The organism is Streptomyces rubellus (assembly GCF_036323805.1).
Taxonomy (GTDB): domain Bacteria; phylum Actinomycetota; class Actinomycetes; order Streptomycetales; family Streptomycetaceae; genus Streptomyces.
Map to the genome: position 1 here is coordinate 128,963 of NZ_JAZDCX010000013.1, position 25,133 is coordinate 154,095.

The 25,133-nt window shown below is 71.7% G+C and carries 17 protein-coding genes; 7 read left to right on the forward strand and 10 right to left on the reverse strand.

Annotated features, from left to right (window positions below):
• Positions 1 to 91 precede the first annotated feature (91 nt).
• The gene (gene hemE / locus V1L54_RS17275) at positions 92 to 1,168 is read right to left on the reverse strand and encodes a uroporphyrinogen decarboxylase (protein ID WP_330118907.1); all 1,077 of its coding nucleotides are present in this window, start codon (positions 1,166 to 1,168) and stop codon (positions 92 to 94) included.
• Positions 1,169 to 1,231: 63 nt separating this feature from the next.
• Between hemE and V1L54_RS17280 the strand changes: the two genes are divergently transcribed.
• The 6 genes from V1L54_RS17280 to V1L54_RS17305 all read left to right on the forward strand — a co-directional run bounded on the left by V1L54_RS17280 (position 1,232) and on the right by V1L54_RS17305 (position 8,381).
• Positions 1,232 to 1,912 carry a DUF3000 domain-containing protein gene (locus tag V1L54_RS17280; RefSeq protein WP_330118908.1) on the forward strand — a complete coding sequence of 227 codons (681 nt, stop codon included), beginning with the start codon at positions 1,232 to 1,234 and terminating at the stop codon, positions 1,910 to 1,912.
• 176 nt (positions 1,913 to 2,088) lie between these two features.
• On the forward strand, positions 2,089 to 2,781 hold the full coding sequence (locus tag V1L54_RS17285) for a LuxR C-terminal-related transcriptional regulator (protein WP_330118909.1): 693 nt from the start codon (positions 2,089 to 2,091) through the stop codon (positions 2,779 to 2,781).
• 232 nt (positions 2,782 to 3,013) lie between these two features.
• Positions 3,014 to 4,291, forward strand: a complete 1,278-nt coding sequence (locus V1L54_RS17290) for an HRDC domain-containing protein (protein ID WP_330118910.1) — start codon at positions 3,014 to 3,016, stop codon at positions 4,289 to 4,291.
• A gap of 254 nt (positions 4,292 to 4,545) precedes the next feature.
• Entirely contained in the window at positions 4,546 to 5,766 is a 1,221-nt protein-coding gene (locus V1L54_RS17295) for a thiolase family protein (RefSeq protein ID WP_330118911.1), read from the forward strand.
• On the forward strand, positions 5,763 to 7,895 hold the full coding sequence (locus V1L54_RS17300) for a 3-hydroxyacyl-CoA dehydrogenase NAD-binding domain-containing protein (RefSeq protein WP_330118912.1): 2,133 nt from the start codon (positions 5,763 to 5,765) through the stop codon (positions 7,893 to 7,895). The genes V1L54_RS17295 and V1L54_RS17300 overlap by 4 nt, the downstream gene beginning before the upstream one ends.
• 129 nt (positions 7,896 to 8,024) lie before the next feature.
• Positions 8,025 to 8,381, forward strand: coding sequence for an NYN domain-containing protein (locus V1L54_RS17305; RefSeq protein ID WP_330118913.1), 357 nt, complete (start codon positions 8,025 to 8,027; stop codon positions 8,379 to 8,381).
• 575 nt (positions 8,382 to 8,956) lie between these two features.
• On the opposite strand, the gene dxs is transcribed toward V1L54_RS17305, so the two are convergent.
• The 9 genes from dxs to V1L54_RS17350 all read right to left on the reverse strand — a co-directional run bounded on the left by dxs (position 8,957) and on the right by V1L54_RS17350 (position 23,096).
• Entirely contained in the window at positions 8,957 to 10,894 is a 1,938-nt protein-coding gene (dxs, locus tag V1L54_RS17310) for a 1-deoxy-D-xylulose-5-phosphate synthase (RefSeq protein WP_330118914.1), read from the reverse strand.
• Positions 10,895 to 11,134: 240 nt separating this feature from the next.
• Entirely contained in the window at positions 11,135 to 12,472 is a 1,338-nt protein-coding gene (locus V1L54_RS17315; protein WP_330118915.1) for a sugar ABC transporter permease, read from the reverse strand.
• On the reverse strand, positions 12,469 to 13,257 hold the full coding sequence (locus V1L54_RS17320; RefSeq protein ID WP_330118916.1) for an ATP-binding cassette domain-containing protein: 789 nt from the start codon (positions 13,255 to 13,257) through the stop codon (positions 12,469 to 12,471). Before V1L54_RS17320 ends, V1L54_RS17315 begins: the two co-directional genes overlap by 4 nt.
• 98 nt (positions 13,258 to 13,355) lie before the next feature.
• Entirely contained in the window at positions 13,356 to 14,462 is a 1,107-nt protein-coding gene (locus tag V1L54_RS17325) for an ABC transporter substrate-binding protein (RefSeq protein ID WP_330118917.1), read from the reverse strand.
• A 312-nt stretch (positions 14,463 to 14,774) separates the two neighbouring features.
• The gene (locus V1L54_RS17330; RefSeq protein ID WP_330118918.1) at positions 14,775 to 15,995 is read right to left on the reverse strand and encodes an ROK family transcriptional regulator; all 1,221 of its coding nucleotides are present in this window, start codon (positions 15,993 to 15,995) and stop codon (positions 14,775 to 14,777) included.
• Positions 15,996 to 16,312: 317 nt separating this feature from the next.
• A complete protein-coding gene (locus V1L54_RS17335; RefSeq protein WP_330118919.1) occupies positions 16,313 to 17,314 on the reverse strand; it encodes a carbohydrate ABC transporter permease in 1,002 nt (333 codons plus the stop codon).
• Positions 17,315 to 17,340: 26 nt separating this feature from the next.
• Positions 17,341 to 18,378, reverse strand: a complete 1,038-nt coding sequence (locus tag V1L54_RS17340; protein WP_330118920.1) for a carbohydrate ABC transporter permease — start codon at positions 18,376 to 18,378, stop codon at positions 17,341 to 17,343.
• A 55-nt stretch (positions 18,379 to 18,433) separates the two neighbouring features.
• Positions 18,434 to 19,858 carry an N-acetylglucosamine/diacetylchitobiose ABC transporter substrate-binding protein gene (ngcE, locus tag V1L54_RS17345; protein WP_330118921.1) on the reverse strand — a complete coding sequence of 475 codons (1,425 nt, stop codon included), beginning with the start codon at positions 19,856 to 19,858 and terminating at the stop codon, positions 18,434 to 18,436.
• Positions 19,859 to 20,237: 379 nt separating this feature from the next.
• On the reverse strand, positions 20,238 to 23,096 hold the full coding sequence (locus V1L54_RS17350) for an aconitate hydratase (protein WP_443076667.1): 2,859 nt from the start codon (positions 23,094 to 23,096) through the stop codon (positions 20,238 to 20,240).
• A 380-nt stretch (positions 23,097 to 23,476) separates the two neighbouring features.
• On the opposite strand from V1L54_RS17350, the gene V1L54_RS17355 reads away from it, so the two are divergent.
• Positions 23,477 to 25,006, forward strand: coding sequence for a helix-turn-helix domain-containing protein (locus tag V1L54_RS17355; RefSeq protein WP_330118923.1), 1,530 nt, complete (start codon positions 23,477 to 23,479; stop codon positions 25,004 to 25,006).
• Positions 25,007 to 25,133: the final 127 nt, after the last annotated feature.

Genomic DNA, 25,133 nt, shown 5'->3' on the forward strand with positions numbered 1-25,133 from the left:
CGGCCGTAAATCGTACCGTTCGGAATGGTCGCCCCGGACCGGCCCCGCCCTCACCACGCACCGAACCCGCACCACGGGCGCCCCGCGCCCCCTACCGCACCGTCCGCTCGTGCACGAACTCCACCAGCCGGGTGAGCGCGTCCGGATCGGTGTCCGGCAGCACCCCGTGGCCGAGGTTGAACACATGCCCCGGCAGCCCCCGCGCCGCCTCCAGCACCCGCAGCGCCTGGGCCTCCACCGCCTCGCGCGGCGCGAACAGCACCGCCGGGTCGAGGTTGCCCTGCACCGCCCGGCCCGGCCCGATCCGCCGGGCGGCCTCGTCCAGCGGCACCCGCCAGTCGGCGCCGACGACGTCCGCGCCCGCCTCGCCCATCGCCCCCAGCAGCTCCCCCGTGCCGACCCCGAAGTGGATCCGGGGCACCCCGTACCCCGCGACCGCCTCGAAGACCTTCGCGGAGGCGGGCAGCACCGAGCGCCGGTAGTCCTCGGGGGCCAGGGCGCCGGCCCAGGAGTCGAAGAGCTGGACGGCCGAGGCGCCCGCCTCGATCTGCACCTTCAGGAAGGCCGCGGTGATGTCCGCGAGCCGGTCCAGCAGGTCCGCCCACAGCTCGGGGGCGCCGTACATCATCGCCTTGGTGTGCTCGTGGTTGCGCGACGGCCCGCCCTCCACCAGGTAGCTGGCGAGGGTGAAGGGCGCCCCGGCGAAGCCGATCAGCGGGGTCGCGCCCAGCTCCCCGGTCAGCATGCCGACGGCCTCGGTCACGTACGCCACGTCGTCCGGCTCCAGCGGCCGCAGCCGCCGCAGGTCCTCGCGGGTGCGGAAGGGGCGGCCGACGACCGGGCCGACCCCCGGCTTGATGTCCAGGTCGACGCCGATGGCCTTGAGCGGGACGACGATGTCGCTGAAGTAGATCGCCGCGTCCACCCGGTGCCGGCGGACGGGCTGGAGGGTGATCTCGGTGACGAGATCGGGGCGCATGCAGGAGTCGAGCATCCCGATGCCCTCCCGCACCCTGCGGTACTCCGGCAGGGAGCGGCCGGCCTGCCGCATGAACCACACGGGGGTGTGCGGCACGGGCTCGCGGCGGCACGCGCGCAGGAACGCGGAGTCGGCGGCGGCGGGGACGGGAGCGGGCGTCAGGACGGGGCTGTGGTCGTCGGCGGTCACAACCAGAAGTCTCGCACGTGTCCCTACCCGCCCGGCGCCCCCGCTCCGCCTACGCTGCGGCCCATGGCAGCGGCGCGAGCACACCTGGCGGACGGCATGGAGGGTTCCGGCGGTGAGGAGGCCCCGCGCCCCTTCCGGCAGGCCGTGGCGGCCCTGGCGGAGGTGCGGCCGCGGCCGGAAGTACGGCTCGGCCCGCTGCCGGCGCCCCGCCGGCTGGCCCCGTTCGCGTACGCCCTGGAGGCGGCGGTCGAGGTGGACGGCGAGGAGCTGGCCGACGGGCGGTTCGTGCTGCTGCACGACCCGGCCGGCCAGGACGCCTGGCAGGGCACCTTCCGGGTGGTGACCCTGGCCCGCGCGGAGCTGGAGCCGGAGATCGCCGCGGACCCGCTGCTGCCGGAGGTCACCTGGGCATGGCTGACCGGTGCCCTCCAGGCCCGGGGCGCGGCGTGCGCCGAGCCGGGCGGCACGGTGACGCGGGCGAGTTCCCACTCCTTCGGGGAGCTGGCGGGACGGGCGCCGCACTCGGAGATCGAGATCCGCGCCTCCTGGACCCCCCGGGACCCGCGGGACCCGGGGGGTCCCAGGGCCACCCGGAAGCTCGGGGAGCTGCCCGGGAACACGGCGGGCGGGCATCTGCACGCCTGGTGCGACCTGCTGTCCCAGTGCGCGGGGCTGCCGCCCGAGGACGGGGCGGGCGCGGCCGTCGTACCACTGCCGCAGCGCCGTGGCCCGCAGCCACTCTGACGGTTCCCCGGAACGGGTTTACGTCCGGTTTGCCGGAAATTTCCACTCACTCATTCGTGATCATTCCCTAAAGCCGGACCGGAGAGCTGCCGAAGGATTCTGTGACCCCTCCCGGGGTCCATCCCGACTCCCCCCATAGTCGGCTTCCGTCCGCTCTCCACTCCCCAGGAGGCCCGGTGTCCGTTCTTCTTGAGCACCCCACAAGCCTGGTCGCCTACCGCCCGAACAAGCCGACGGCCATGGTCGTCGTCGCCGACCCCCGGGTCCGTTCCACTGTCACCCGCCACCTGTGGGCGCTCGGTGTCAGGGACGTGATCGAGGCGTCTTCGATCGCGGAGGCCCGCCCCCGTGTGACCAACCCGCGCGACATCTGCGTGGCCGAGGTCCACCTTCCCGACGGCTCCGGCCTGACCCTGCTCTCCGAGACCCGGGCCGCGGGCTGGCCCAACGGTCTCGCCCTGTCCGCCGCCGACGACATCGGCGCGGTCCGCAACGCCCTCGCCGGCGGCGTCAAGGGATACGTCGTCACCGGCACCCGCGGTGCCCATGGCCACCCCGGCCACCCCGGCCATCCCGGTCACCCCGGCCGCCCCGGCTCCACCCCCATCGGCGCCACCGCGGCCGCCCGCATGCACCGCCGCCCGCCGGGCGCACCGGGCCAGCACAGCGGTTACCGCGAGCTGTCCGGCCGGGAGATCGAGGTGCTGCGGCTGGTGGCGGAGGGGCAGTCCAACAAGGCGATCGGCGTGTCCATGGGCCTGTCCGCCCTGACCGTCAAGAGCCATCTCGCCAGGATCGCCCGCAAGCTGGGCACCGGCGACCGGGCGGGCATGGTGGCGGTCGCCCTGCGCACCGGCATCATCCACTGAGCACCCGCTCCCCCACTCCCTTCTCCCGCCACCCACCCCACACCCATCGATCCCCCGCCTTCCGAGCCGGCCTTCCGGCCCCCGCACCTGAGTCACACACCCGAGAAACCACCCCCACCCCCACCTCACCCCCCACCCCCGGTCCCACCGGACCCGCCGTGCGAGCCGCCCGCCGACGTGACGTTCCGTCGGCGGGCGCTGCGCACTGCGTGCTCACAGATACCCTTGACGCGTGACCGACGCCCGAGAAACCGCCATAAGCAGCGCAGCCCAGCCCCTCCCGAAGGGCGCGGACGCGGGCCCGGCGCCGGTCCCCCTGCTGGAACCACGCGAGGGCATTCCGCCCGTGACCGCCACCCCCGAGGCTCTCGCCGAGGTCGTGGCCGCCTTCGCCGCGGGCCGGGGCCCTGTGGCGGTGGACGCCGAACGGGCGTCCGGATACCGCTACGGGCAGCGTGCCTACCTCGTCCAGCTGCGCCGCGAGGGCGCGGGGACCGCCCTGGTCGACCCGGTCGGCTGCCCCGACCTGTCCGCGCTCGGAGAGGCGCTCCAGGACACCGAGTGGGTCCTGCACGCCGCCACCCAGGACCTTCCCTGTCTGCGCGAGACGGGGATGAGCCCGACCCGGCTGTTCGACACCGAGCTGGCCGGGCGGCTCGCGGGCTTCGCCCGGGTCGGCCTCGGCGCGATGGTGGAGAACGTCCTGGGCCGCTCCCTGGAGAAGGGGCACTCCGCGGTGGACTGGTCCACCCGCCCGCTGCCCGAACCCTGGCTGCGGTACGCGGCGCTGGACGTGGAGCTGCTGGTCGAGCTGCGCGACGCCCTGGAGGAGGAGCTGGACCGCCAGGGGAAGCTGGACTGGGCGCACCAGGAGTTCGCCGCCATCGCCGCGGCCCCGCCGCCCGCTCCCCGCAAGGACCCCTGGCGCCGCACCTCGGGCATGCACAAGATCCGCAGAAGGCGGCAGCTGGCGGTCGTGCGGGAGCTGTGGAACGCCCGCGACCAGGTGGCGCGGCGGCGCGACGTCTCCCCGGGCAAGGTGCTCACCGACGCGGCCATCGTGGAGGCCGCCCTCGCCCTGCCCTCCAGTGTGCCCGCGCTGGCCGCGCTGCCGGGGTACGGGCACCGCATGGGGCGGCGGCAGCTGGAGCAGTGGCACACCGCGATCCAGCGGGCCCGGGCCCTGCCCGAGTCCGAGCTGCCCCAGCCCACCCTGGCGCCGAACGGTCCGCCGCCGCCGCGCGCCTGGGCCGACAAGGATCCGGTCGCCGCCGCCCGGCTCGCCGCGGCGCGCGCGGCCGTGACGGCGCGGGCGGAGGAACTGGACCTGCCCCAGGAGAACCTGCTCGCCCCCGACACGGTCCGCCGGCTGTGCTGGGAGCCGCCCGCCGAGCCGACCGCCGAGGGAGTGGCGCGGGCGCTGCGCGGGTACGGGGCGCGCGAGTGGCAGATCGAACAGACCGCGGAGCTGCTCACCACGGCGCTGGCGGCGACCGCCCAGCCGGGCTGAGCCCGCCGTCCGGGGGCGCGCCCGCGCGGGCACACCGTCCGGGACACACCGCCGGGGCCAGGGCTTTCGCACGGCCCGCGGCGGCCGGGCGGCCGACCCTCGTGTGACGTGTGCCCCTCCCTTCGGAGAGCCCCTTGCCCGCAAATGGTTACCCACCGGTAGCATTGGGGGCGGGAAGACGCCGCACGGCGACCGCACGCTTCCCCGGGGGCTGTGGCCCCCGGACCCCTGGCCGCATCTGGAGGAGAGCCAACGTGCCTCGTACCGCTAGGGACGTCGTCTTCGTCGACGGCGTCCGCACCCCGTTCGGCAAGGCGGGCCCCAAGGGCATCTACCACGAGACCCGCGCCGACGACCTGGTCGTCAAGTGCATCCGTGAGCTGCTGCGCCGCAACCCGGGCCTGCCCCCGGAGCGCATCGACGAGGTCGCCGTCGCCGCGACGACCCAGATCGGCGACCAGGGCCTCACCCTCGGCCGCACCGCCGGCATCCTGGCCGGCCTGCCCGCCACGGTGCCCGGGTACTCCATCGACCGCATGTGCGCCGGCGCCATGACCGCCGTGACGACCACCTCCGGGTCGATCGCCTTCGGCGCGTACGACGTCGTCGTCGCGGGCGGGGTCGAGCACATGGGCCGCCACCCGATGGGCGAGGGCGTGGACCCCAACCCGCGCTTCGTCTCCGAGAAGCTGGTCGACCAGTCCGCCCTGTTCATGGGCATGACGGCGGAGAACCTCCACGACCGCTTCCCGCACCTGACCAGGCGGCGTGCCGACGAGTACGCGGTGCGCAGCCAGGAGAAGGCCGCCAAGGCGTACGCCGACGGCAAGATCCAGGCCGACCTGGTGCCCATCTCGGTCCGCCGCACCAGCCCCGAGGGCGGGGAGACGGGCTGGGGCCTGGCCACGGCCGACGAGCCGATGCGCCCGGGCACCACCCTGGAGCAGCTGGCCGGTCTGAAGACACCCTTCCGCACCCACGGCCGGGTCACCGCGGGCAACGCCGCCGGTCTCAACGACGGCGCCACCGCCTCCCTGATCGCCGCCGAGGACGTGGCGCGGGAGCTGGACCTGCCGGTGAAGATGCGCCTGGTCTCCTACGCCTTCGCGGGCGTGGAGCCGGAGGTCATGGGCATCGGCCCGGTGCCGTCCACCGAGAAGGCGCTGGCCAAGGCCGGGCTGTCGATCGGCGACATCGGCCTGTTCGAGATCAACGAGGCCTTCGCCGTCCAGGTGCTGGCCTTCCTGGACCACTACGGCATCGCCGACGACGACCCGCGCGTCAACCAGTACGGCGGCGCCATCGCCTACGGTCACCCGCTGGCCTCCTCCGGCGTCCGGCTGATGACCCAGCTGGCCCGGCAGTTCGAGGAGCAGCCGCACGTCCGCTACGGCCTGACCACCATGTGCGTCGGCTTCGGCATGGGCGGCACCGTGATCTGGGAGAACCCGCACTTCGAGGGGGCCGACAAGTGAGTACCACCACCGCCGAACTGCTGAAGGGCGCCGCCGAGCTCTTCCCCGACGAGGTCGTCACCAGCGCCCACGTCCGCCACCTCGACCTCCCCGCCGGGGGCGGCCGCTTCGCGCTGATCACCCTGGACAACGGCTTCGACCACACCAAGCCCACCACCCTGGGCCCGCAGTCGCTGGGCAACCTGGACCGGGCGATCGACCAGGTCGAGGCGGAGGCGGCGAAGGGCGAGATCACCGGCGTCGGGATCACCGGCAAGCCGTTCGTCTTCGCCGTCGGCGCCGACCTCAAGGGCGTCGAGGTCATCCGGCGCCGCGAGGACGCGCTGGCCATCGGCAAGGGCGGCCACGACATCTTCCGGCGGCTGTCGTCCCTGGCCGTGCCCACCTTCGCGTACTACAACGGCGCGGCGATGGGCGGCGGCGTCGAGGTCGGCCTGCACTGCACCTACCGCACCGTCTCCCGGGCCATCCCCGCCTTCTCCCTGCCGGAGGTCTTCCTCGGGCTGGTGCCCGGCTGGGGCGGCTGCACCCTGCTGCCGAACCTGGTCGGCGCGGACCGCGCGGTCTCGGTGATCATCGAGAACTCGCTCAACCAGAACCGGCAGCTCAAGGGCGAGCAGGTCCACGAGCTGGGCATCGCCGACGCGGTCTTCGACGGCGCGGACTTCCTGGAGCAGTCCCTGCTGTGGACCTCCGCGGTGCTCCGCGGCGAGCTCGAGGTCGTCCGGCCGGACGTGGACCGCGGCGAGGCCTGGGACCAGGCCGTCGCCCGCGGCCGCGGCATCGCCGACGCCAAGGTGCACGGCGCGGCCCCGGCCGCGTACCGGGCCCTGGACATCATCGCGGCCGCGAAGAACGGCGACCTGGGCCAGGGCTTCGACGCCGAGGACGAGGCCCTGGCCGACCTGATCATGGGCGACGAGCTGCGCAGCGGCCTGTACGCCTTCAACCTGGTGAACAAGCGCGCCAAGCGGCCGGCCGGCGCCCCCGACAAATCGCTGGCCCGCCCGGTCACCAAGGTCGGCGTCGTCGGCGCCGGCCTGATGGCCTCCCAGCTCGCCCTGCTGTTCGCCCGCCGTCTGGAGGTGCCGGTCGTGCTGACCGACATCGACCAGGCGCGGATCGACAAGGGCGTCGGCTACGTCCACGAGGAGATCGACAAGCTGCTGCTGAAGGGCCGGGTCAACCAGGACAAGGCCAACCGCCTCAAGGCCCTGGTGACCGGCGCCGCGGACAAGGCCGAGGCCTTCTCCGACGCCGACTTCGTCATCGAGGCCGTCTTCGAGGAGATGGGCGTCAAGCAGCAGGTGTTCGCCGAGGTGGAGGAGGTCGTGCCGGAGCACGCCGTCCTGGCCACCAACACCTCCTCGCTGTCGGTCACCGAGATGGCGAGCGGACTGAAGCACCCCGAGCGGGTGGTGGGCTTCCACTTCTTCAACCCCGTGGCCGTGCTGCCGCTGCTGGAGATCGTCCGCGCCGAGCGGACCGACGACGCCTCACTGGCGACGGCCTTCGCGGTCGCCAAGTCGCTGAAGAAGACGGCCGTCCTGGTGAAGGACGCCCCGGCGTTCGTCGTCAACCGCGTCCTCACCCGCTTCCTGGGCGAGGTGCTGCGCTCCATCGACGAGGGCACCCCCGTCGAGGTCGCCGACCGGGCGCTGGCCCCCCTCGGTCTGCCCATGTCGCCGATCGTCCTGCTGGAGCTGGTCGGCCCGGCGGTCGCCCACCACGTGGCGGGCACCCTGCACGCCGCGTTCCCGGACCGCTTCGCCGTCTCGGAGAACCTGGGCCGGGTCGTCGAGGCGGGCAAGCGCAACCTGTACGTCCACGACTCCGGCAAGCCGGAGCTGGACCCGGAGGTCGCCGCCCTCTTCGAGACCGGGGACACCGCCTCGACCGAGGAGCAGGTCCGCGAGCGCGCCCTGAACGCGATCGCCCAGGAGATCCGGCTGATGCTGGACGAGGGCGTGGTCGCCGAGGCCCAGGACGTCGACCTGTGCCTGATCACCGGTGCGGGCTGGCCCTTCCACCTGGGCGGCATCACGCCGTACCTGGACCGCGAGGGCGTCTCCGAGCGCGTCACCGGCAGGCGGTTCCTGGAGCCCGGGGCGGCCAGCGTGCCGCGCTGAGCCGTACCGGCCGCGTCCCGCTCGCTCCCGGGGGCGCCCGTCCGCACGACACCGTGCGGACGGGCGCCCCCGTTCCCGTATGACGGGGTGTACGGGAACTTCCGCGCACTCCCGTGCCACCCTGGGCGCATGCCCGAGCGCACTCTCCTGGTCGTGGACGCCGCCAACGTCGTCGGATCGGTACCCGACGGCTGGTGGCGGGACCGGCACGGCGCGGCCGAGCGGCTGCGGGACCGCCTCGTGTCCCGGGCGGAGCACGGGGAGGAGGAGATCGTGCTGGTCGTGGAGGGCGCGGCGCGCGGGGTGGCCTCCGTGCCGGGCGTACGGGTGGTGTCCGCCCCCGGCAGCGGGGACGACGCGATCGTGGCGTTGGTGGCGGCCGAGGGGCCGGGGCGGCGCTGTGTGGTGGTCACCGCCGACCGCGGACTGCGCGCCCGGGTGACGGCACTGGGCGCCGAGGTGACCGGACCCCACTCGGTCCGCTGAACCTCAGCACCGCGCCGCACCGCACCGCACCGAGGAGTGGAACCCGGACCACCGCGGCTCGCGGCACCCGCCCGCACCGCAGGCTCGCGGTGCGCCGCGAGGACGCGGCGCGGCCCGGGCGCGCCCGCCGTGTCCGTACGGCCGCCGCTCCGCCGCAGACGGTCGCCGGCCGGTTCCCCGGCCGGGAAACCGGCCGACCGTCCCCGGCGCGGAGACACGGCGGCGCACCGCGCCGGCACGCCGGAGAGCTCGGCCGGGCCATGGCGGCCCCGGGCCCCGCGAGTCCCGGGCCCGGAGCGCGCCGTCCGGCGGGCGGTCCGAGGCCGCATGCGGAGCGGAGCCGCCCCGGCGAGCCGCGGCGGGACGGGCCGGAGTACCGCACCGGGTACGGGCGCGCCGCGTCCCGGTGCGGCCGGAGCGGCGGCGGGGCGCGCCCGGGCCCGCGGACGTCCGGGCGCGGCGGAAGGACGCGGGCGGGGCCCGGACAGCCCGCCGCCCCCTCCGCTCCGGCGGAGCGGAGGGGGCGGCGCGGCACCGCGGTGCCGGGACTCCCCGGTGGCTCAGCGCCCGGTGACTCAGTCCCCGGCCGGCTCGGTGGTGTGCTCGGCACCGCGCTCGTCGGGGTAGCGCCCGTCGAGCTTGGCCACCAGCCCGGTGACCTGGCGGGCGATGTCGGGCGCGGTCAGCCCGATCTCGGCGAGCACCTCCTTGCGGGAGGCGTGCTCCAGGAACCTCGGCGGGATGCCGAAGTCGCGCAGCGGCACGTCCACGCCCGCGTCGCGCAGCGCCTGGGCGATCGCCGAGCCGACCCCGCCCGCCCGGACGTTGTCCTCCACGGTGACCACGACCCGGTGCCGGTCGGCCAGCGACGGCAGCGCCTCGTCGACCGGCTTGACCCAGCGCGGGTCCACCACGGTGGCGGAGATGCCCTGCTTGTCGAGCAGATCGGCGACCTCCAGGCACATCGGGGCCAGCGCGCCGACGGAGACCAGCAGCACGTCGGGCCGCTCGCCCTCCTCCAGCCCCGGCTCGCGCAGCACGTCCATGCCGCCGACCACGCCGACCGCCGGGACCGCGGGACCCACCGCGCCCTTGGAGAAGCGGACGACGGTGGGGGCGTCGTCGACCTCGACGGCCTCGCGCAGTTGCGCGCGGAGCTGGTCGGCGTCGCGCGGCGCGGCGATCCGCAGTCCGGGGACGACCTGGAGGATCGACATGTCCCACATGCCGTTGTGGGAGGCGCCGTCCGTCCCGGTGATCCCGGCCCGGTCCAGGACGAAGGTCACCCCGCAGCGGTGCAGGGCGACGTCCATCAGCACCTGGTCGAAGGCCCGGTTGAGGAAGGTGGCGTAGACGGCGAAGACCGGGTGCAGCCCGCCGGTGGCCAGTCCGGCCGCCGAGACCGCGCCGTGCTGCTCGGCGATGCCCACGTCGTACACCCGGTCGGGGAACTCCTCGGCGAACCTTCCCAGGCCCACCGGCTGGAGCATCGCCGCGGTGATGGCGACGACATCGGGGCGCTCGCGGCCGAGGCGGACCATCTCGTCGCCGAAGACCGAGGTCCAGTCGGCGCCGGAGGCGGACACCGGCAGGCCGGTGTCGGGGTGGATGACGCCGACGGCGTGGAAGCGGTCGGCCTCGTGCTGGACGGCGGGCTGGTAGCCGCGGCCCTTCTCGGTCAGGCAGTGCACGATGACCGGGCCGCCGAAGCGCCTGGCGCGCGTCAGGGCGGACTCCAGGGCCGCTATGTCGTGGCCGTCGATGGGGCCGACGTACTTCAGGCCCAGGTCCTCGAACATGCCCTGCGGGGCGATGACGTCCTTGATGCCCTTCTTGGCGCCGTGCAGGGTCTCGTACAGCGGTTTACCGACGACCGGGGTGCGGTTGAGCAGTTCCTTGCTGCGGGCCAGGAAGCGCTCGTAGCCGTCGGTGGTGCGCAGGGTGGCCAGATGGCTGGCCAGACCGCCGATGGTCGGCGCGTAGGAGCGCTCGTTGTCGTTGACGACGATCACCAGGGGGCGGTCCTTGGCGGCGGCGATGTTGTTCAGCGCCTCCCAGGCCATGCCGCCGGTGAGCGCGCCGTCGCCGATGACCGCGACCACCTGGTCGCCGCGGCCCAGCAGCTGGTTGGCCTTGGCCAGGCCGTCGGCCCAGCCCAGGACGGTGGAGGCGTGGCTGTTCTCGATGACGTCGTGCTCGGACTCAGCCCGTGAGGGGTACCCGGACAGGCCGCCCTTCGCGCGCAGCGCCGCGAAGTCCTGCCGGCCGGTGAGCAGCTTGTGGACGTAACTCTGGTGCCCGGTGTCGAAGAGGACCTTGTCCCTGGGCGAGTCGAAGACGCGGTGCAGGGCGATGGTCAGCTCCACCACCCCCAGGTTGGGTCCCAGGTGGCCGCCGGTCTTCGAGACGGCGTCGACAAGGAAGGTCCGGATCTCCCCGGCGAGCTGATCGAGCTGCTCGGGGCCGAGCCGGTCCAGATCGCGCGGTCCCGTGATGCGGGTCAGCAGAGCCACCCGTGCCTCCTTGCTGGTCGAGCCGTACGGGCCTGTGCCGATCCGATGAGTCTAATGTTCCGGTCGGCCGGGTGTGCGTCGGCCACCGCGATGCCCGTCACACCCGGCCCGGACGTACCCGGGGCCCCCGGGCCCAAACGGCCGGTGCCGGGCCCCGCGCGGGGCCCGGCACCGGATGGAGCACACCGGACGGTGCTGGCCCGGCGGAGCGGGCCACGGACGGTGCGGCTCGGACGCGGCTCAGGTCCGTCCGGCGGAGCGCTGGGTGCGCCGGGAGACCGAGTCGATGACGACCGCGGCCAGCAGCACGGCTCCGGTGATCATGTACTGCACGGAGGCGGCGATGCCCAGCAGCGCCATGCCGTTGGCGATCGACCCGATCACCAGCATGCCCAGCAGGGCGGACCACACCGAGCCGCGGCCGCCGAAGAGGCTGGTGCCGCCGATGACCGCCGCGGCGATGGCCTCCATGAGCAGGTTGCCGCTGCCCGCGCCCTGGTTGGCGGCCATGATGCGGGAGGCGATGACCAGTCCACCGAAGGCGGCCATGGTGCCCGCGATGGAGAACACCGTGATGCGGACGAACTCGACGTTGATGCCGGCCCGGCGGGCCGCCTCGGTGTTGCCGCCCAGGGCGAAGACCTTGCGGCCGTAGGAGGTGCGCCGCACGACGAAGTCCATCGACACCAGCACCACCAGGAAGAGCAGCAGCGCCAGCGGCATGCCGCGGTACTGGTTGAGCATGTAGGCGGCACCGAAGGCCAGCACGGCCAGCACGGCGGTGCGGACCACGATCTCGGTCATCGGGCGGAAGGGGATGCCGGCCGCCGCCCGGCGCCGGGCGCCGGAGTACTGGGCGGCGAAGAAGACGGCGACCGCCACCAGCGCGGTGCCGTAGGCGACGGCGACGTCGTTGAAGTAGTGGTTGGAGAAGTTGGCGACCAGGCCCTCGCTGTCCAGGTTGATGGTGCCGGTGGTGCCCAGCACCTTCAGCATCAGACCGTTCCAGGCCAGCAGGCCGGCGAGGGTGACCACGAAGGCCGGCACGCCGATCTTCGCGAAGAAGAAGCCGTGGAACGCGCCGACCGCCGCGCCGGTGAGCAGGGCCAGCACCAGCGCCAGCCACTCGTTCATCCCGTTGTTGACGGCCAGTACGGCGAAGACGGCGGAGGCCAGACCGCTGACCGAGCCGACCGACAGGTCGATCTCCCCCAGCAGCAGTACGAAGACGATGCCGACGGAGATCAGGCCGGTGCCGACGATGTAGACCGACAGGTTGGAGAGGTTCTCCGCGGACAGGAAGGCCGAGTCCATCGACTGGAAGATGGCCCAGATGACGATCAGCCCGACCACGACCGGGACGGAGCCCAGTTCGCCGGTGCGCATCTTCCGCTTGAAGTCGGTCCAGTAGCCGGCGAGGCCCTGCTCGCGCACCAGCAGCCGCGGGTCGAGGGCGGCGGTGGCCCCCTTGGCGACACCGGTGCCGTTGCCGTTGGCCGGGGCGTCCTTCCCGGCACCGTCCGCGGTGCCGTCCGCGGCGGCGTCGGAGGGGTTCTTGGAAAGGTTGGTCTCACTCACGGTCGGCTCCCCGCGGTACGCGCCTTGCGGCGGGTCACGGCGTTGTCCGTGGCGCCGGTGATGGCGGAGATGATCTCTTCCTGCGATGTGGTCGCGACGTCGAAGACACCGTTGTTGCGACCGAGGCGGAGCACCGCCACCCGGTCGGCGACCGCCTTGACGTCCGCCATGTTGTGGCTGATGAGGATGACGGCGAGACCGCGTTCGCGGAGCCGGTCGACCAGGTCGAGCACCTGTGCGGTCTGCTCGACGCCGAGGGCTGCGGTGGGCTCGTCGAGGATGACCAGTTTGGGCTCGCCCAGCATGGAACGGGCGATCGCGACAGTCTGCCGCTGGCCGCCGGAGAGCGAGGCGATGGGGATGCGGACGCTGGGGATGCGGATCGACAGGGTGTCGAGCAGCTCGCGGCTGCGGCGCTCCATCTCGATCTCGTCGAGAACCCTGCCGTGCATGATCTCGCGGCCGAGGAACAGGTTGGCGACGACATCGAGGTTGTCGCACAGCGCGAGGTCCTGGTAGACGGTCGCGATGCCCAGGTCCTGGGCGTCGTGCGGCCTGTTGACCTCGACGGGGGCACCCTGCCACTCGAAGACGCCCTCGTCGGCGGGGCCGACGCCGGCGATGGCCTTGACGAGGGTGGACTTTCCGGCACCGTTGTCGCCCACCAGGGCGACCACCTCGCCGGCGTGGACCTCCAGTTCGACATCGGTGAGTGCCTGTACGGCACCGAAGCGCTTGGAGATTCCGCGCAACGCCAGCACGGGCGTAGCGGACACGTGAACCAACTCCTAGAACGGGTGGGAACCAGCCGCCCGGTGCCCGCGCCCCCGGTGGGTGGAGGGGGCGCGGGCACCGGCGGGATCGAAGGGACTGGCCGTACCGCTTACTGCAGGCCGACCTTCTTGCACGCCGCGGCGTACTTGGAGGTGCAGATCTCCTCGACCTTGTAGAGGCCGTCCTTGACGATGGTCTCCTCGACCTTGTCGGCGGTCACCGAGATCGGCTGGATCAGCGTCGCGGGGATGCCCTTGTGGGTCGGGCTGTCCACGGTGGCGTCGGTGTCGGGCTCCTCACCGCGGCCGAGGGCGACGGCCATCTCGGCGGCGGCGTAGGCCTCGGGCTTGAACGGCTTGTAGACCGTCATGTACTGCTCGCCCGCGACGATGCGCTGGACACCCGCCAGTTCGGCGTCCTGGCCGGTGACCGGGGGCAGCGGGCTGACCCCGGCGCTCTTGAGCGCGGTGATGATGCCGCCCGCCAGACCGTCGTTGGCGGAGTAGACGCCGACGATGTTCTCCTTGCCCAGGGAGGCGATGGCGCCGTTCATGTTCTTGTTGGCCTCGCCCGGCTCCCAGTTGGTGGTGTCGTAGGACTTGCCCACCTTGACCTTGCCGTCGAGGACGGACTTGGCGCCCTTCTTGAACAGCGCCGCGTTGGGGTCGGTCGGCGACCCGTTCATCATCACGATCTGGCCGTCGTCCGCCTTGTCGCCCAGCGCGTCCAGCAGCGCCTGGCCCTGGACCTTGCCGACCTCCTCGTTGTCGAAGGAGGTGTAGGCGGAGATCGGGCCCTCGGCCAGCCGGTCGTAGGCGACGACGGGGATGCCGGCGTCGTCGGCCTTCTTGACCGAGTTGGCGATGGACTTGGAGTCCACCGCGTCCAGGATGATCACGTCCACCTTCTTGGTGACCATCGAGTTCATCTGCTGCTGCTGGACCGAGGCGTCCTGCTTGGCGTTGACGTAGCTGATCTCGCAGTCGGCGCAGAGTTCCTTGACCCGCTCCTCGATCAGCGGCCGGTCGAAGTTCTCGTAACGGGCCGTCTGGTCGTCCGGCATCAGCAGGCCGATGGTCAGCGGGCCGTCCTTCTTCTTGTCGTCGCCGCCCGAGCCGTTGTCACTGGCCTCCTTGGCGCTGCCGCAGGCGGCGAGCGAGACGGCCATGGCGGCGGCGGCCACTGCCACGGCAGCACGGCGCAGTTGCGTGTTCATCCAGAACCTCCCTGACGAGGCCGCGTCACTGCGGCCGAGGTGGCTGGAAGTCAACTCGCACGAGTGTCCGCCGTCAAGAAGTAAATCTTTAACGAGACCACAACAATGCCATGCGTGAACAAGGTGAACGCAGAGTGTCCAAGGGAGCGCTCTCTTCCGTCGAAGAGCGGCTTCCCACCCGCTCGGGTTCATCGGTTTTCGGCCGTTTCGGCCTCATGCCGGGCCGGCGGCGACCGCACGGGCCGCCCCGGACACGGCTCCGGCGGGACGTGCCCCGGTGCCCCGGCGCGCGCCGGGGAGGGGAGCGCCCGCTCAGGCCCCGGCGGACGCCGCGACCGCGGGCACGGCGCTCAGGGTGCCCGGTGAGCCGTCCAGCAGCGTGGAGTCGCCCATCTCGCTCAGCACCAGCGCCAGCGCGCCGAGCACCTCGGCACGGCCGCCCAGGGCGCCCGGCACCACCGTCAGCCGCCGGGCGGCGCTGGGGATGGCGTACCGGGAGACGGAGTCGCGGATCGGGTCGAGCACCAGCTCGCCGGCCTCCGCCAGGTCGCCGCCGAGCACGATCCGGCTGGGGTTCAGCACGTTGCACAGATTGGCCACCCCGCTGCCGACATGGCGCCCGATGTCGGCCACCACCCGGCGGCAGCCCAGGTCACCGCGGCGGGCGAGCCTGACCACCTCGGTCATGGTCAGGTCGGAGCCGTGGCTGGAGTACAGCAGGGGCAGTACGTAGCGGGCGGCGGTGAACGTCTCCAGGCAGCCGCGGTTGCCGCAGCGGCACACCGGCCCGGACTCGTCCAGGGTGATGTGGCCGATCTCCCCCGCCGTACCGCCCGGGCCCCGGTAGATCCGGCCGTCGATCACCAGCCCCGCGCCGACCCCGCTGGCCACCTTGATGTACGCCAGGTCCCGTGCGCCGCGCCCGCTGCCCCACACCAGCTCGCCGAGCGCGCCCAGGTTGGCGTCGTTGTCGACGTGGACCGTCACGCCGAGCCGGGCGGACATCTCCTCGCGGGGGTTGGCGCCGACCCAGCCCGGCAGGATGGCGGTGGAGCCCAGCGCCCCGGTCTCCACGTCGATCGGGCCGGGAACGCCCAGGCCGATCCCGATGACCTTCTCGCGCCGGAAGCCGGTGGCGGCGATCAGCCGCTCGACCAGTCGTTCGGCCCGGTCGAAGCCCTGGGAGGCGGAGGCGTCCACGTCGATCGGCTCGGACTCCTCGGCGAGCACCTGGTGGGCCAGGTTGCCGACGGCCACCCGCAGATGGGAGTGGCCGAAATCGACGCCCACGACGATCCCGGCGTCCCCCGACAGCGAGACGCTGCGGGCCCGGCGGCCGCCGGCGGAGGTGGGCGTGACCTCGACGGTGCCGTTGTCCTTCAGCTCCCGGACGATGTTGGAGACCGTCGCGGCCGACAGTCCGGTGGTCCTGGCGATCTCCGCCTGCGTCAGCGAGCCCGCCATGCGCACCGCCCGTACCACCCGTTCCAGATTGGCCCGGTGCAGCGAGGACTGCGACCCCGGAGTCTCCACGACTCATCCACTCCCGCCTCGACGGGCGGCCCGACCGCCGGCCCGTCCGCCGCACCTCGCCGACGGGGGTGCGGCTTGTCTCCAACACGTGAACTCCAAGGACAGCTTGAAGCGCTGTCTCCCGTCAAGACCTTGAGCGGGGTGGACGTTCACCCGTCGAACAGTCACGGAGGGTGACGAGCCGTGCGTCCGGGGCGTTCGCCGCGGGAGGACGGGCTCCCCGGGGGCGGCCGCCGGGGAGCCCGTCAAGAAGTCGAACGCGGGAGACCACCCGGGCCGGACATGCCCGGCATGCCGGAGACGGCGGGCAAGAAGCGCTACTTCAGGGCGCCGGCCGTCAGCCCGGCCTGCACCTGGCGCTGGAAGACCACGTAGACCACCAGGATGGGCAGCACCGCCAGGGTGAGGCCCGCGAAGAGGCCGCCCCAGTTGCCCCGGTAGCCCGTCTGGGCCGCCAGGTTGGCCAGGCCCTGGGTGAGGACGTACTTGTCGGGGTCCCCCACGTGCACCACCTGGGGGATCAGGTACTGGTTCCACTGGCCCAGGAAGTTGAAGATCCCCACGCTTATCAGGCCGGGCTTGGCCATCGGCAGCATCACCTGGAAGAAGATCCGGCTGTGCGAGGCGCCGTCGATCTCCGCCGCCTCCGCGATGGAGGCGGGCAGCGTCCGGAAGAAGGCCGCCATGAAGAAGACGGTGAACGGCAGCGAGTAGGCGATGTAGACCAGGATCAGGCCGTGGTAGGTGTCCAGCAGCGCGAAGTTCTTCATCACGAAGAACAGCGGTACCAGGGCGACGATGATCGGGAAGGCCATGCCGCCGACGAACAGGAAGTAGACCAGCCGGTTGCCGGGGAAGTCGTAGCGGGCCAGGACGTACGCCACCATCGAGCCCAGCAGCATGGTGCCGAACACCGAACCGGCCACCACGATCAGCGAGTTGACCGTGTACTGGCCGATGTTGGCCTCGTTCCAGGCGAAGGACCAGTTGTCCCAGTGCAGCTTCGACGGCAGTGACCAGGGGTCCTCCAGGATGGCGCCGGAGGACTTGAAGGAGTTCATCACCGCCCACAGCAGGGGGCCCGCGGCCAGCACGGCCCACAGCACCAGGAAGGCGTGCGAGAAGGCGTTGAGGGTGCGGCCCTCGCCGCCGGGCTCTGGTCGCTCCGGCTTCCGCGGCGGCTTCCCGGCCCCGGCGCCGCCGGGGGTGTCCGTGGTGTCCGCGCCCCCGGTGTCCTCGCCGGTGCCCCTGGTGAGGGCCGCGGCGGTCTCCTCGGGGTCCCCCGGGCGGATGGAGGGGGACGGTCCTGCTGCGGTCATGGTGTTGCTCTCCCCACGCGTCCTGGTCAGAACTCGATCCGGTCCTTGCTCCGCCCGAGCGTCATCGCCACCACGGCGAAGATCATGGTGACGATCAGCAGGGCCACGGCCACGGCGGTCGCGTAACCGGCCTGTCCGTCCTGGAACGCCTTGTTGTAGAGGTAGACCGGCGTGACGATGGTCGAGTAGGCGGGGCCGCCCTGGTTCACCGTCAGGATGTGCACCACGGCGAAGGCGTCGAGCGCCATGATGCCCATGTACACCCAGCCGGTCTGCACGGTGTCGCGCATCAGCGGCAGGGTGACGCGGAAGAACGTGGCGACCCGGCCCGCGCCGTCCAGCAGCGCCGCCTCGTAGATCTCCCGGGGGATCGAGCCCATCGCGGCGGAGAACAGCACCACGTAGAACCCGACGTTCGCCCACACCATCACGACCACGACGCACCAGAAGGCCAGCCGCGGGTCGCCCAGCCAGCTCTGGTGCCACTCCTCCAGGCCGAGGACCGTCAGCACGCCGTTGAGCAGGCCGCCGGCCGGGTTGAAGATGTACTTCCACAGCACCACGACGATCGCGATGGACAGGGCCTGCGGGAAGAAGTAGACGATCTTGTAGAAGTGCGAGCCGCGGACCCCGGCGACCGCCTCGCCCCGCCGGTGCCGGCCCCCGACGTTGAGCATGAAGGCGAAGAAGACGCCCAGGCCCAGGGTGAGGACCGGCAGGACCAGCAGCAGCAGGACGTTGTGCCACAGCGCCTTGCGGAAGATCTCGTCGTCCAGCAGCCGCTCGAAGTTGTCCAGCCCGACGAAGGCGAAGTCGCTGCTCAGCCCCGTCCAGTCGGTCAGCGAGTACCAGAACGTCTGGAAGAAGGGCGACACGACCAGGATGCCGTAGAGCACCAGCGGCACCGCGAGGAAGCCCGCGATGAAGCGGTACTTCAGATAGGTCCGGTAGTGCGGGGAGTTGCGCGGTCCTCCCCGCTTCCCGGCACCCCGCTTCGCACCGGTCCCCGCCGGTGGTGCCGGCGCCCCGGTGGCCCCGGCCGCCGTACGGCTGTCACTGGCCATGCCGCCCTCGTCCCGTCTGCGTGTCGTCGGCTGTTCCCCGGCGTCCCCCGGCCGTTCAGGCGTGCTTGTACTTCTTCACGGAGTCGTCCTTCGCCGTCCGGTCGGCGTACTCCTGACACTTGTTCATGGCGTCGGCCGGCTTCGTCCGGCCGGCCATCAGCTCGGCGAGCACCGAGCCGACCTGCTGCTTGTGGAGGGTCGGGTACCAGTCGAAGAGCCGGGGGTTGAGCACGTTGTCCCCGGCGTCCTCCAGCGCCTTGCTGGCCGAGGCGAGGCCGGAGGACATGTCCAGGCCGTCGGTGGCCCCGGCGACACAGCTCAGCGACTTCACCAGCTTGGAGAAGTTCTGCGCGGACTGCTTGCTCAGCATGATCCGCAGGAACTCCATGCCGCCGGCCGCGTTCCGGGCGTCCCTGGGCACGATGAACGGCTCACCCGCCTGTGCCCACAGGGTGCCGAAGGGCAGCTTGTCGGAGGCGTCCAGACCGGTGACCGGGCCGACGGCCATCTCGAAGTCCTTCGGCGTGGTGTCGGCGGCCTCGTTCTCCACCCAGGAGCCGTTGGGGATGAACAGGCACTTGCCCTTGGTCCACTGAGTCTGGGACTGGATGTGGTCCAGGCCCGGGGTGCCCTTGAGGACGTAGCCCTTGGCGGCCAGTTCGTAGTAGGCCTCGAAGGCGCTCTTGACCGCGTCCTGCTTCCAGGCGTTGGGCTCCAGGTTGTCGATGTTCTTCAGCGCCTCGGGGCCGCCGATCTTCCCGATGAACGGGTAGAGGGTGAAGGGGATGTAGTACGGGTGCTGGCCGGCGTACGTCCAGCCCGCGATGCCCTTCTTCTTGGCCTTGGCGCACAGGGCGAGCATCTCGTCCCAGGTCTTCGGGTACTCCCAGTCGTTGTCCGCGAGCAGCTTCTTCGAGTACCACTGGCCGTAGACGGTGAAGGCGTAGTTCAGGCACCAGACCTTCTCGTCACCGTACTGGCCCATCTCGATGGTGCCGGGGAAGAGGGTGTCGCGGACCTTGGTGTCCGGGTCGTCGACCGAGGGGGCGTCCAGCAGCGGGCTCAGCTCGGTGAGCTGGTCCTTGGCCGCCAGGGTGGGGTTGTCCATCTGCTCGGCGCCGGAGTTGTCGATGAGGTCCGGCGGGTTGCCGCCGACCATCCTGGGCTGGAGGAGCGAGCGGATCTTCTGGGTGGCGGTGAGCTTGACCTTGCCGTAGTTCTGCTCGTAGATCTTCGCGGCGTCCTTGCCGTACTGGGTGCCGAAGCCGCCGTCGAAGATGACGAAGTCCAGGCCCGCGTCCTTGTTGACGCCCAGGGGGTTGTCGTCGGTCTTCTTCCCCCCGGCGACCCCCTTGTCGCCGTTGTCGCCGTCGCCACCGGTGGCGCAGGAGGACAGCACACCCATGGCGGGGACGGCGACCAGGCCCGCCGCGGTGGCCCGCTTGATCAGATCACGACGGTTGACATCGGTGGATCCCATGCTCAGGTCCTCGCCTTCTCCGGGACTCGGGTGGTGTGCCGGGGTCTCCGGGCACCGCCGGTGAGTTGATGAAGCTGGGTTGTCGGGATGTGTGCCGGGGCTGCGCAGAACCGTACGGGGGCCGTGCGGGGCCGTGCCGATGACCGCTCTCTCCCGGGCCCGCGGTCTTCTCATACGACCGCTCGGACGCCGACAGGTATAGTCCACTTCCCTTCCGGTGGGCAAGATCGATGCGTGGTCGGCTGTCAGACTTTCCCGAGTTGAGACCTCCGGGAAACGCGGTGGAGCCGTACCTCCCACCAAGGGAGGTACGGCTCCACCGGTACTCGGGACCCCGCCGGCCGGGCGTCTTCTCAGCCGGTGGCGGCGGGGCGCCCGGTCACTTGCGCAGCAGCGAACGGAGGACGTACTGCATGATTCCGCCGTTGCGGTAGTAGTCCGCCTCACCGGGCGTGTCGATGCGGACCACGGCGTCGAACTCCACGCCGGTGTCGGTGGTCACCTTCACCGTCCGCGGTACGCCGCCCTCGTTGAGCGCGGTGATGCCGCTGATGGAGAAGGTCTCCTCACCCGCCAGGCCCAGCGACTCCGCGGTCTGCCCCTCCGGGAACTGCAGCGGCAGCACGCCCATGCCGATCAGGTTCGAGCGGTGGATGCGCTCGTAGCTCTCGGCGATGACGGCCCGCACGCCCAGCAGCGCGGTGCCCTTGGCGGCCCAGTCGCGCGAGGAGCCCGAGCCGTACTCCTTGCCCGCCAGGACGACCAGCGGGATGCCGGCGGCCTGGTAGTTCTGGGAGGCGTCGTAGATGAAGGAGACCGGCCCGCCCTCCTGCGTGAAGTCGCGGGTGTAGCCGCCCTCGGTGCCGGGCGCGATCTGGTTGCGCAGCCGGATGTTGGCGAAGGTGCCGCGGATCATGACCTCGTGGTTGCCGCGGCGCGAGCCGTAGGAGTTGAAGTCGCGGCGCGCCACCCCGTGCTCGGTGAGGTACTTCCCCGCCGGGGTGTCGGCCTTGATGGCGCCGGCCGGGGAGATGTGGTCGGTGGTGACCGAGTCGCCCAGCTTGGCCAGCACCCGGGCGCCGGAGATGTCCTGGACCGGCTCCGGCTCGGTGCCCATGCCCTCGAAGTACGGGGGCTTGCGGACGTAGGTGGACTCCGGGTCCCACTCGAAGGTGTCGCCGGTGGGGACCGGCAGCGCCTGCCACTGGGCGTCGCCCGCGAAGACGTCGGAGTAGCTGGTGTTGAACATCTCCTGGCCGATGGTGGAGGCGACGACCTCCTCGACCTCCTGCTCGGACGGCCAGATGTCCCGCAGGTACACCGGGTTGCCGTCGGAGTCGGTGGCCAGCGGCTCGCTGGTGATGTCGACGTCCATCGAGCCGGCGATGGCGTAGGCGACGACCAGCGGCGGGGACGCCAGGTAGTTCATCTTGACGTCGGGGTTGATCCGGCCCTCGAAGTTGCGGTTGCCGGACAGCACCGCCGTCACCGCCAGGTCGTTGTCGTTGACGGCCTGGGAGACCTCCTCCGGCAGCGGGCCGGAGTTGCCGATGCAGGTGGTGCAGCCGTAGCCGACCAGGTTGAAGCCCAGCTTGTCCAGGTACGGGGTCAGACCGGCCCGGTCGTAGTAGTCCATGACGACCTTGGAACCGGGGGCCAGGGTGGTCTTCACCCACGGCCGGCGGGTCAGGCCCCGCTCGACGGCCTTCTTGGCCAGCAGCGCGGCGCCGACCATGACGTACGGGTTGGAGGTGTTGGTGCAGGAGGTGATGGCCGCGATGGCCACCGCGCCGTGGTCGAGCTCGTACTCGCTCCCGTCGGGGGCCGTCACCCGCGCGGGGTTGCTCGGGCGGCCGTCGGCGGTGGCGGCGGCGGAGTGCTGCGGGGCGCCGCCGCCGTTCTCCCCGGTGCCGTAGGCGGGCGGGTCGCTGGCCGGGAAGGACTCGGCGCTCGCCTCGTCCACCGGGGAGGTCACGCCGTGCGGCTGCTCCTGCTGCGGCACGCCCGCCCTGCGGTCCTCGCCGCCGGTGACGCCGGCGGCGACGTAGTTGGGCAGGTCGGCGCGGAACTGCCGCTTGGCCTCGGACAGCGCGATGCGGTCCTGCGGGCGCTTGGGGCCGGCGATGGAGGGGACCACCGTGGACAGGTCCAGCTCCAGGTGCTCGGAGAACGCCGGCTCGGCGGCCGGGTCGAGCCACAGTCCCTGCTCCTTGGCGTACGCCTCGACCAGGGCGAGCTGCTGCTCGGTGCGACCGGTGAGCTTGAGGTAGGTGATGGTCTCGCCGTCGATGGGGAAGATCGCGGCGGTGGAGCCGAACTCCGGCGACATGTTGCCGATGGTGGCGCGGTTGGCCAGCGGCACCGCGGAGACGCCCTCGCCGTAGAACTCGACGAACTTGCCGACGACGCCGTGCTCGCGCAGCATCTCGGTGATGGTCAGCACCAGGTCGGTGGCGGTGGTGCCGGTGGGCAGCTCGCCGGTCAGCTTGAAGCCGACCACCCGCGGGATGAGCATGGAGACGGGCTGGCCGAGCATCGCGGCCTCGGCCTCGATGCCGCCGACGCCCCAGCCGAGCACGCCCAGGCCGTTGACCATGGTGGTGTGCGAGTCGGTGCCCACCAGGGTGTCGGGGTAGGCCCGGCCGTCGCGGACCATGACCACGCGGGCCAGGTGCTCGATGTTGACCTGGTGGACGATGCCGGTGCCCGGCGGTACGACCTTGAACTCGTCGAAGGCGGTCTGGCCCCAGCGCAGGAACTGGTAGCGCTCCCGGTTGCGGCCGTACTCCAGCTCCACGTTGCGCTTGAACGAGTCCGGGGCGCCGAAGACGTCGGCGATCACCGAGTGGTCGATGACCAGCTCGGCGGGGGCCAGCGGGTTGATGCGCGCCGGGTCGCCGCCCAGCTCCTTGACGGCCTCTCGCATGGTGGCGAGGTCGACCACACAGGGCACACCGGTGAAGTCCTGCATGATCACGCGGGCCGGCGTGAACTGGATCTCCTGGCTGGGCTGGGCCTCGGGATCCCAGCCACCCAGGGCACGGATGTGGTCGGCGGTGATGTTCGCGCCGTCCTCGGTCCGCAGGAGGTTCTCCAGCAGCACCTTCAGGCTGTACGGCAGCCGGGCGGAACCCTCCACCTTGTCCAGCCGGAAGATCTCGTACGACTCGTCGCCCACCTGCAGCGTGCTGCGGGCGTCGAAGCTGTTCGCCGACACGACAGTCTCCTTCAATTGCATGAGTTCGCGCGTACCACCGCGATCCTGCCGTCCCGGACCCCGACTCCTCCGGTAAGGTTCGCCTAAGTTCGGCTCATCCCACCGGTTCTGTCGGCGGACGCGACGGCGGTACGTCCCTCGGTAGATATCTCGATGTCGAGATAACTCTAGTACATGACCGCCCCGCGGTCATGCCCCGGCCCGCTTTCCGGGTACCCGCACACCCCGTCCCAACCGGGCGGGCCGGGCCCGGCGGTTTCACCCGGCCGGCCCCCTTGCTCCGCCGGGAAGTGGAAACACGGAGAAGAACGCGAGGACGTCACGGGGAAGACGCGAGGAAGAGCGGAACACACCCTTCCTCTCAGAAGTTGACATCTCATATCTGAGATAACATCGGCCTCATGACCGACGACTACCTCGTGCGCATCGGCAAGCTCATCCGTGACGCCCGGCAGCATCGTGGCTGGACCCAGACGCAGTTGGCGGAGGCGCTGGCCACCAGCCAGAGCGCGATCAACCGCATCGAGCGCGGCAACCAGAACATCAGCCTTGAGATGATCGCCCGCATCGGCGAGGCCCTCGACAGTGAGATCGTCTCACTGGGCTACTCGGGCCCGATGCATCTGCGGGTCGTCGGAGGCCGCCGGCTGTCGGGCGCCATCGACGTCAAGACCAGCAAGAACGCCGGTGTCGCGCTGCTGTGCGCCGCCCTGCTGAACAGCGGGCGCACCCTGCTGCGCAGGGTCGCCCGGATCGAGGAGGTCTACCGCATCCTGGAGGTGCTGGGCTCCATCGGGGTACGGAGCCGCTGGGTCAACGACGGCGCCGACCTGGAGATCGTGCCCCCGGCCGAGCTGGACCTGGACGCCATCGACGCCGAGGCCGCCCGCCGCACCCGCAGCATCATCATGTTCCTCGGCCCGCTGCTGCACCGGATGGACCGCTTCCGCATCCCCTACGCCGGCGGCTGCGACCTGGGCACCCGCACCGTCCAGCCGCACATGAGCGCGCTGCGGCACTTCGGCCTGGAGGTCACCGCCACCGAGGGCACGTACCACTCGGTGGTGGACCGCTCGGTGCGCCCCACCCGCCCGATCGTGCTGACCGAGCGCGGGGACACCGTCACCGAGAACGCCCTGCTGGCCGCCGCCCGCCACGACGGGGTCACCGTCATCCGCAACGCCTCCCCCAACTACATGGTCCAGGACCTGTGCTTCTTCCTGGAGGAGCTGGGCGTGCGGATCGAGGGCGTGGGCACCACGACGCTGACCGTGCACGGCGTGCCGCACATCGACCGGGACGTGGACTACTCCCCCTCCGAGGACCCGGTCGAGGCGATGAGCCTGCTGGCCGCCGCCGTGGTCACCGAGTCGGAGCTGACGATCCGCCGGGTGCCGATCGAGTTCCTGGAGATCGAGCTGGCCGTGCTGGAGGAGATGGGCCTGGACCACGACCGCGGCGCCGAGTACCACGCCGACAACGGCCGCACCCGGCTGGTGGACCTCACCGTGCGGCCCTCCAAGCTGGAGGCGCCGATCGACAAGATCCACCCGATGCCGTTCCCCGGCATCAACATCGACAACGTGCCCTTCTTCGCGGCCATCGCCGCCACCGCCCAGGGCAAGACCCTCATCCACGACTGGGTGTACGACAACCGGGCGATCTACCTGACCGACCTCAACCGGCTCGGCGGGCGCCTGCAGCTGCTGGACCCGCACCGCGTGCTGGTCGAGGGCCCCACCCGCTGGCGTGCCGCCGAGATGATGTGCCCGCCCGCGCTGCGCCCGGCGGTGGTGGTGCTGCTGGCGATGATGGCGGCCGAGGGCACCTCGGTGCTGCGCAACGTCTACGTGATCAACCGCGGCTACGAGGAGCTGGCCGAACGGCTGAACTCGGTGGGCGCGCAGATCGAGACGTTCCGCGACATCTGAGTGCCGGTTTCCGGAACGCCGCCGCACCCCTGTCCGGTCTGCGTTTCCGCAGGCCGGACAGGGGTGCGGCGTCCGCACGCCTCCCCCAGGGCTCCGGTCCCGAGGTCCCTCGCGGGGCCCTCCACCC

Bases quoted from the DNA above. Each gene is read 5' to 3' on its own strand.
- V1L54_RS17335 (WP_330118919.1), bottom strand. From the start codon at position 17,314: ATGACCGCAGCAGGACCGTCCCCCTCCATCCGCCCGGGGGACCCCGAG.
- ngcE (WP_330118921.1), bottom strand. From the start codon at position 19,858: ATGGGATCCACCGATGTCAACCGTCGTGATCTGATCAAGCGGGCCACC.
- V1L54_RS17305 (WP_330118913.1), top strand. From the start codon at position 8,025: ATGCCCGAGCGCACTCTCCTGGTCGTGGACGCCGCCAACGTCGTCGGA.
- V1L54_RS17340 (WP_330118920.1), bottom strand. From the start codon at position 18,378: ATGGCCAGTGACAGCCGTACGGCGGCCGGGGCCACCGGGGCGCCGGCA.
- V1L54_RS17355 (WP_330118923.1), top strand. From the start codon at position 23,477: ATGACCGACGACTACCTCGTGCGCATCGGCAAGCTCATCCGTGACGCC.
- V1L54_RS17280 (WP_330118908.1), top strand. From the start codon at position 1,232: ATGGCAGCGGCGCGAGCACACCTGGCGGACGGCATGGAGGGTTCCGGC.
- V1L54_RS17350 (WP_443076667.1), bottom strand. From the start codon at position 23,096: ATGCAATTGAAGGAGACTGTCGTGTCGGCGAACAGCTTCGACGCCCGC.
- V1L54_RS17325 (WP_330118917.1), bottom strand. From the start codon at position 14,462: ATGAACACGCAACTGCGCCGTGCTGCCGTGGCAGTGGCCGCCGCCGCC.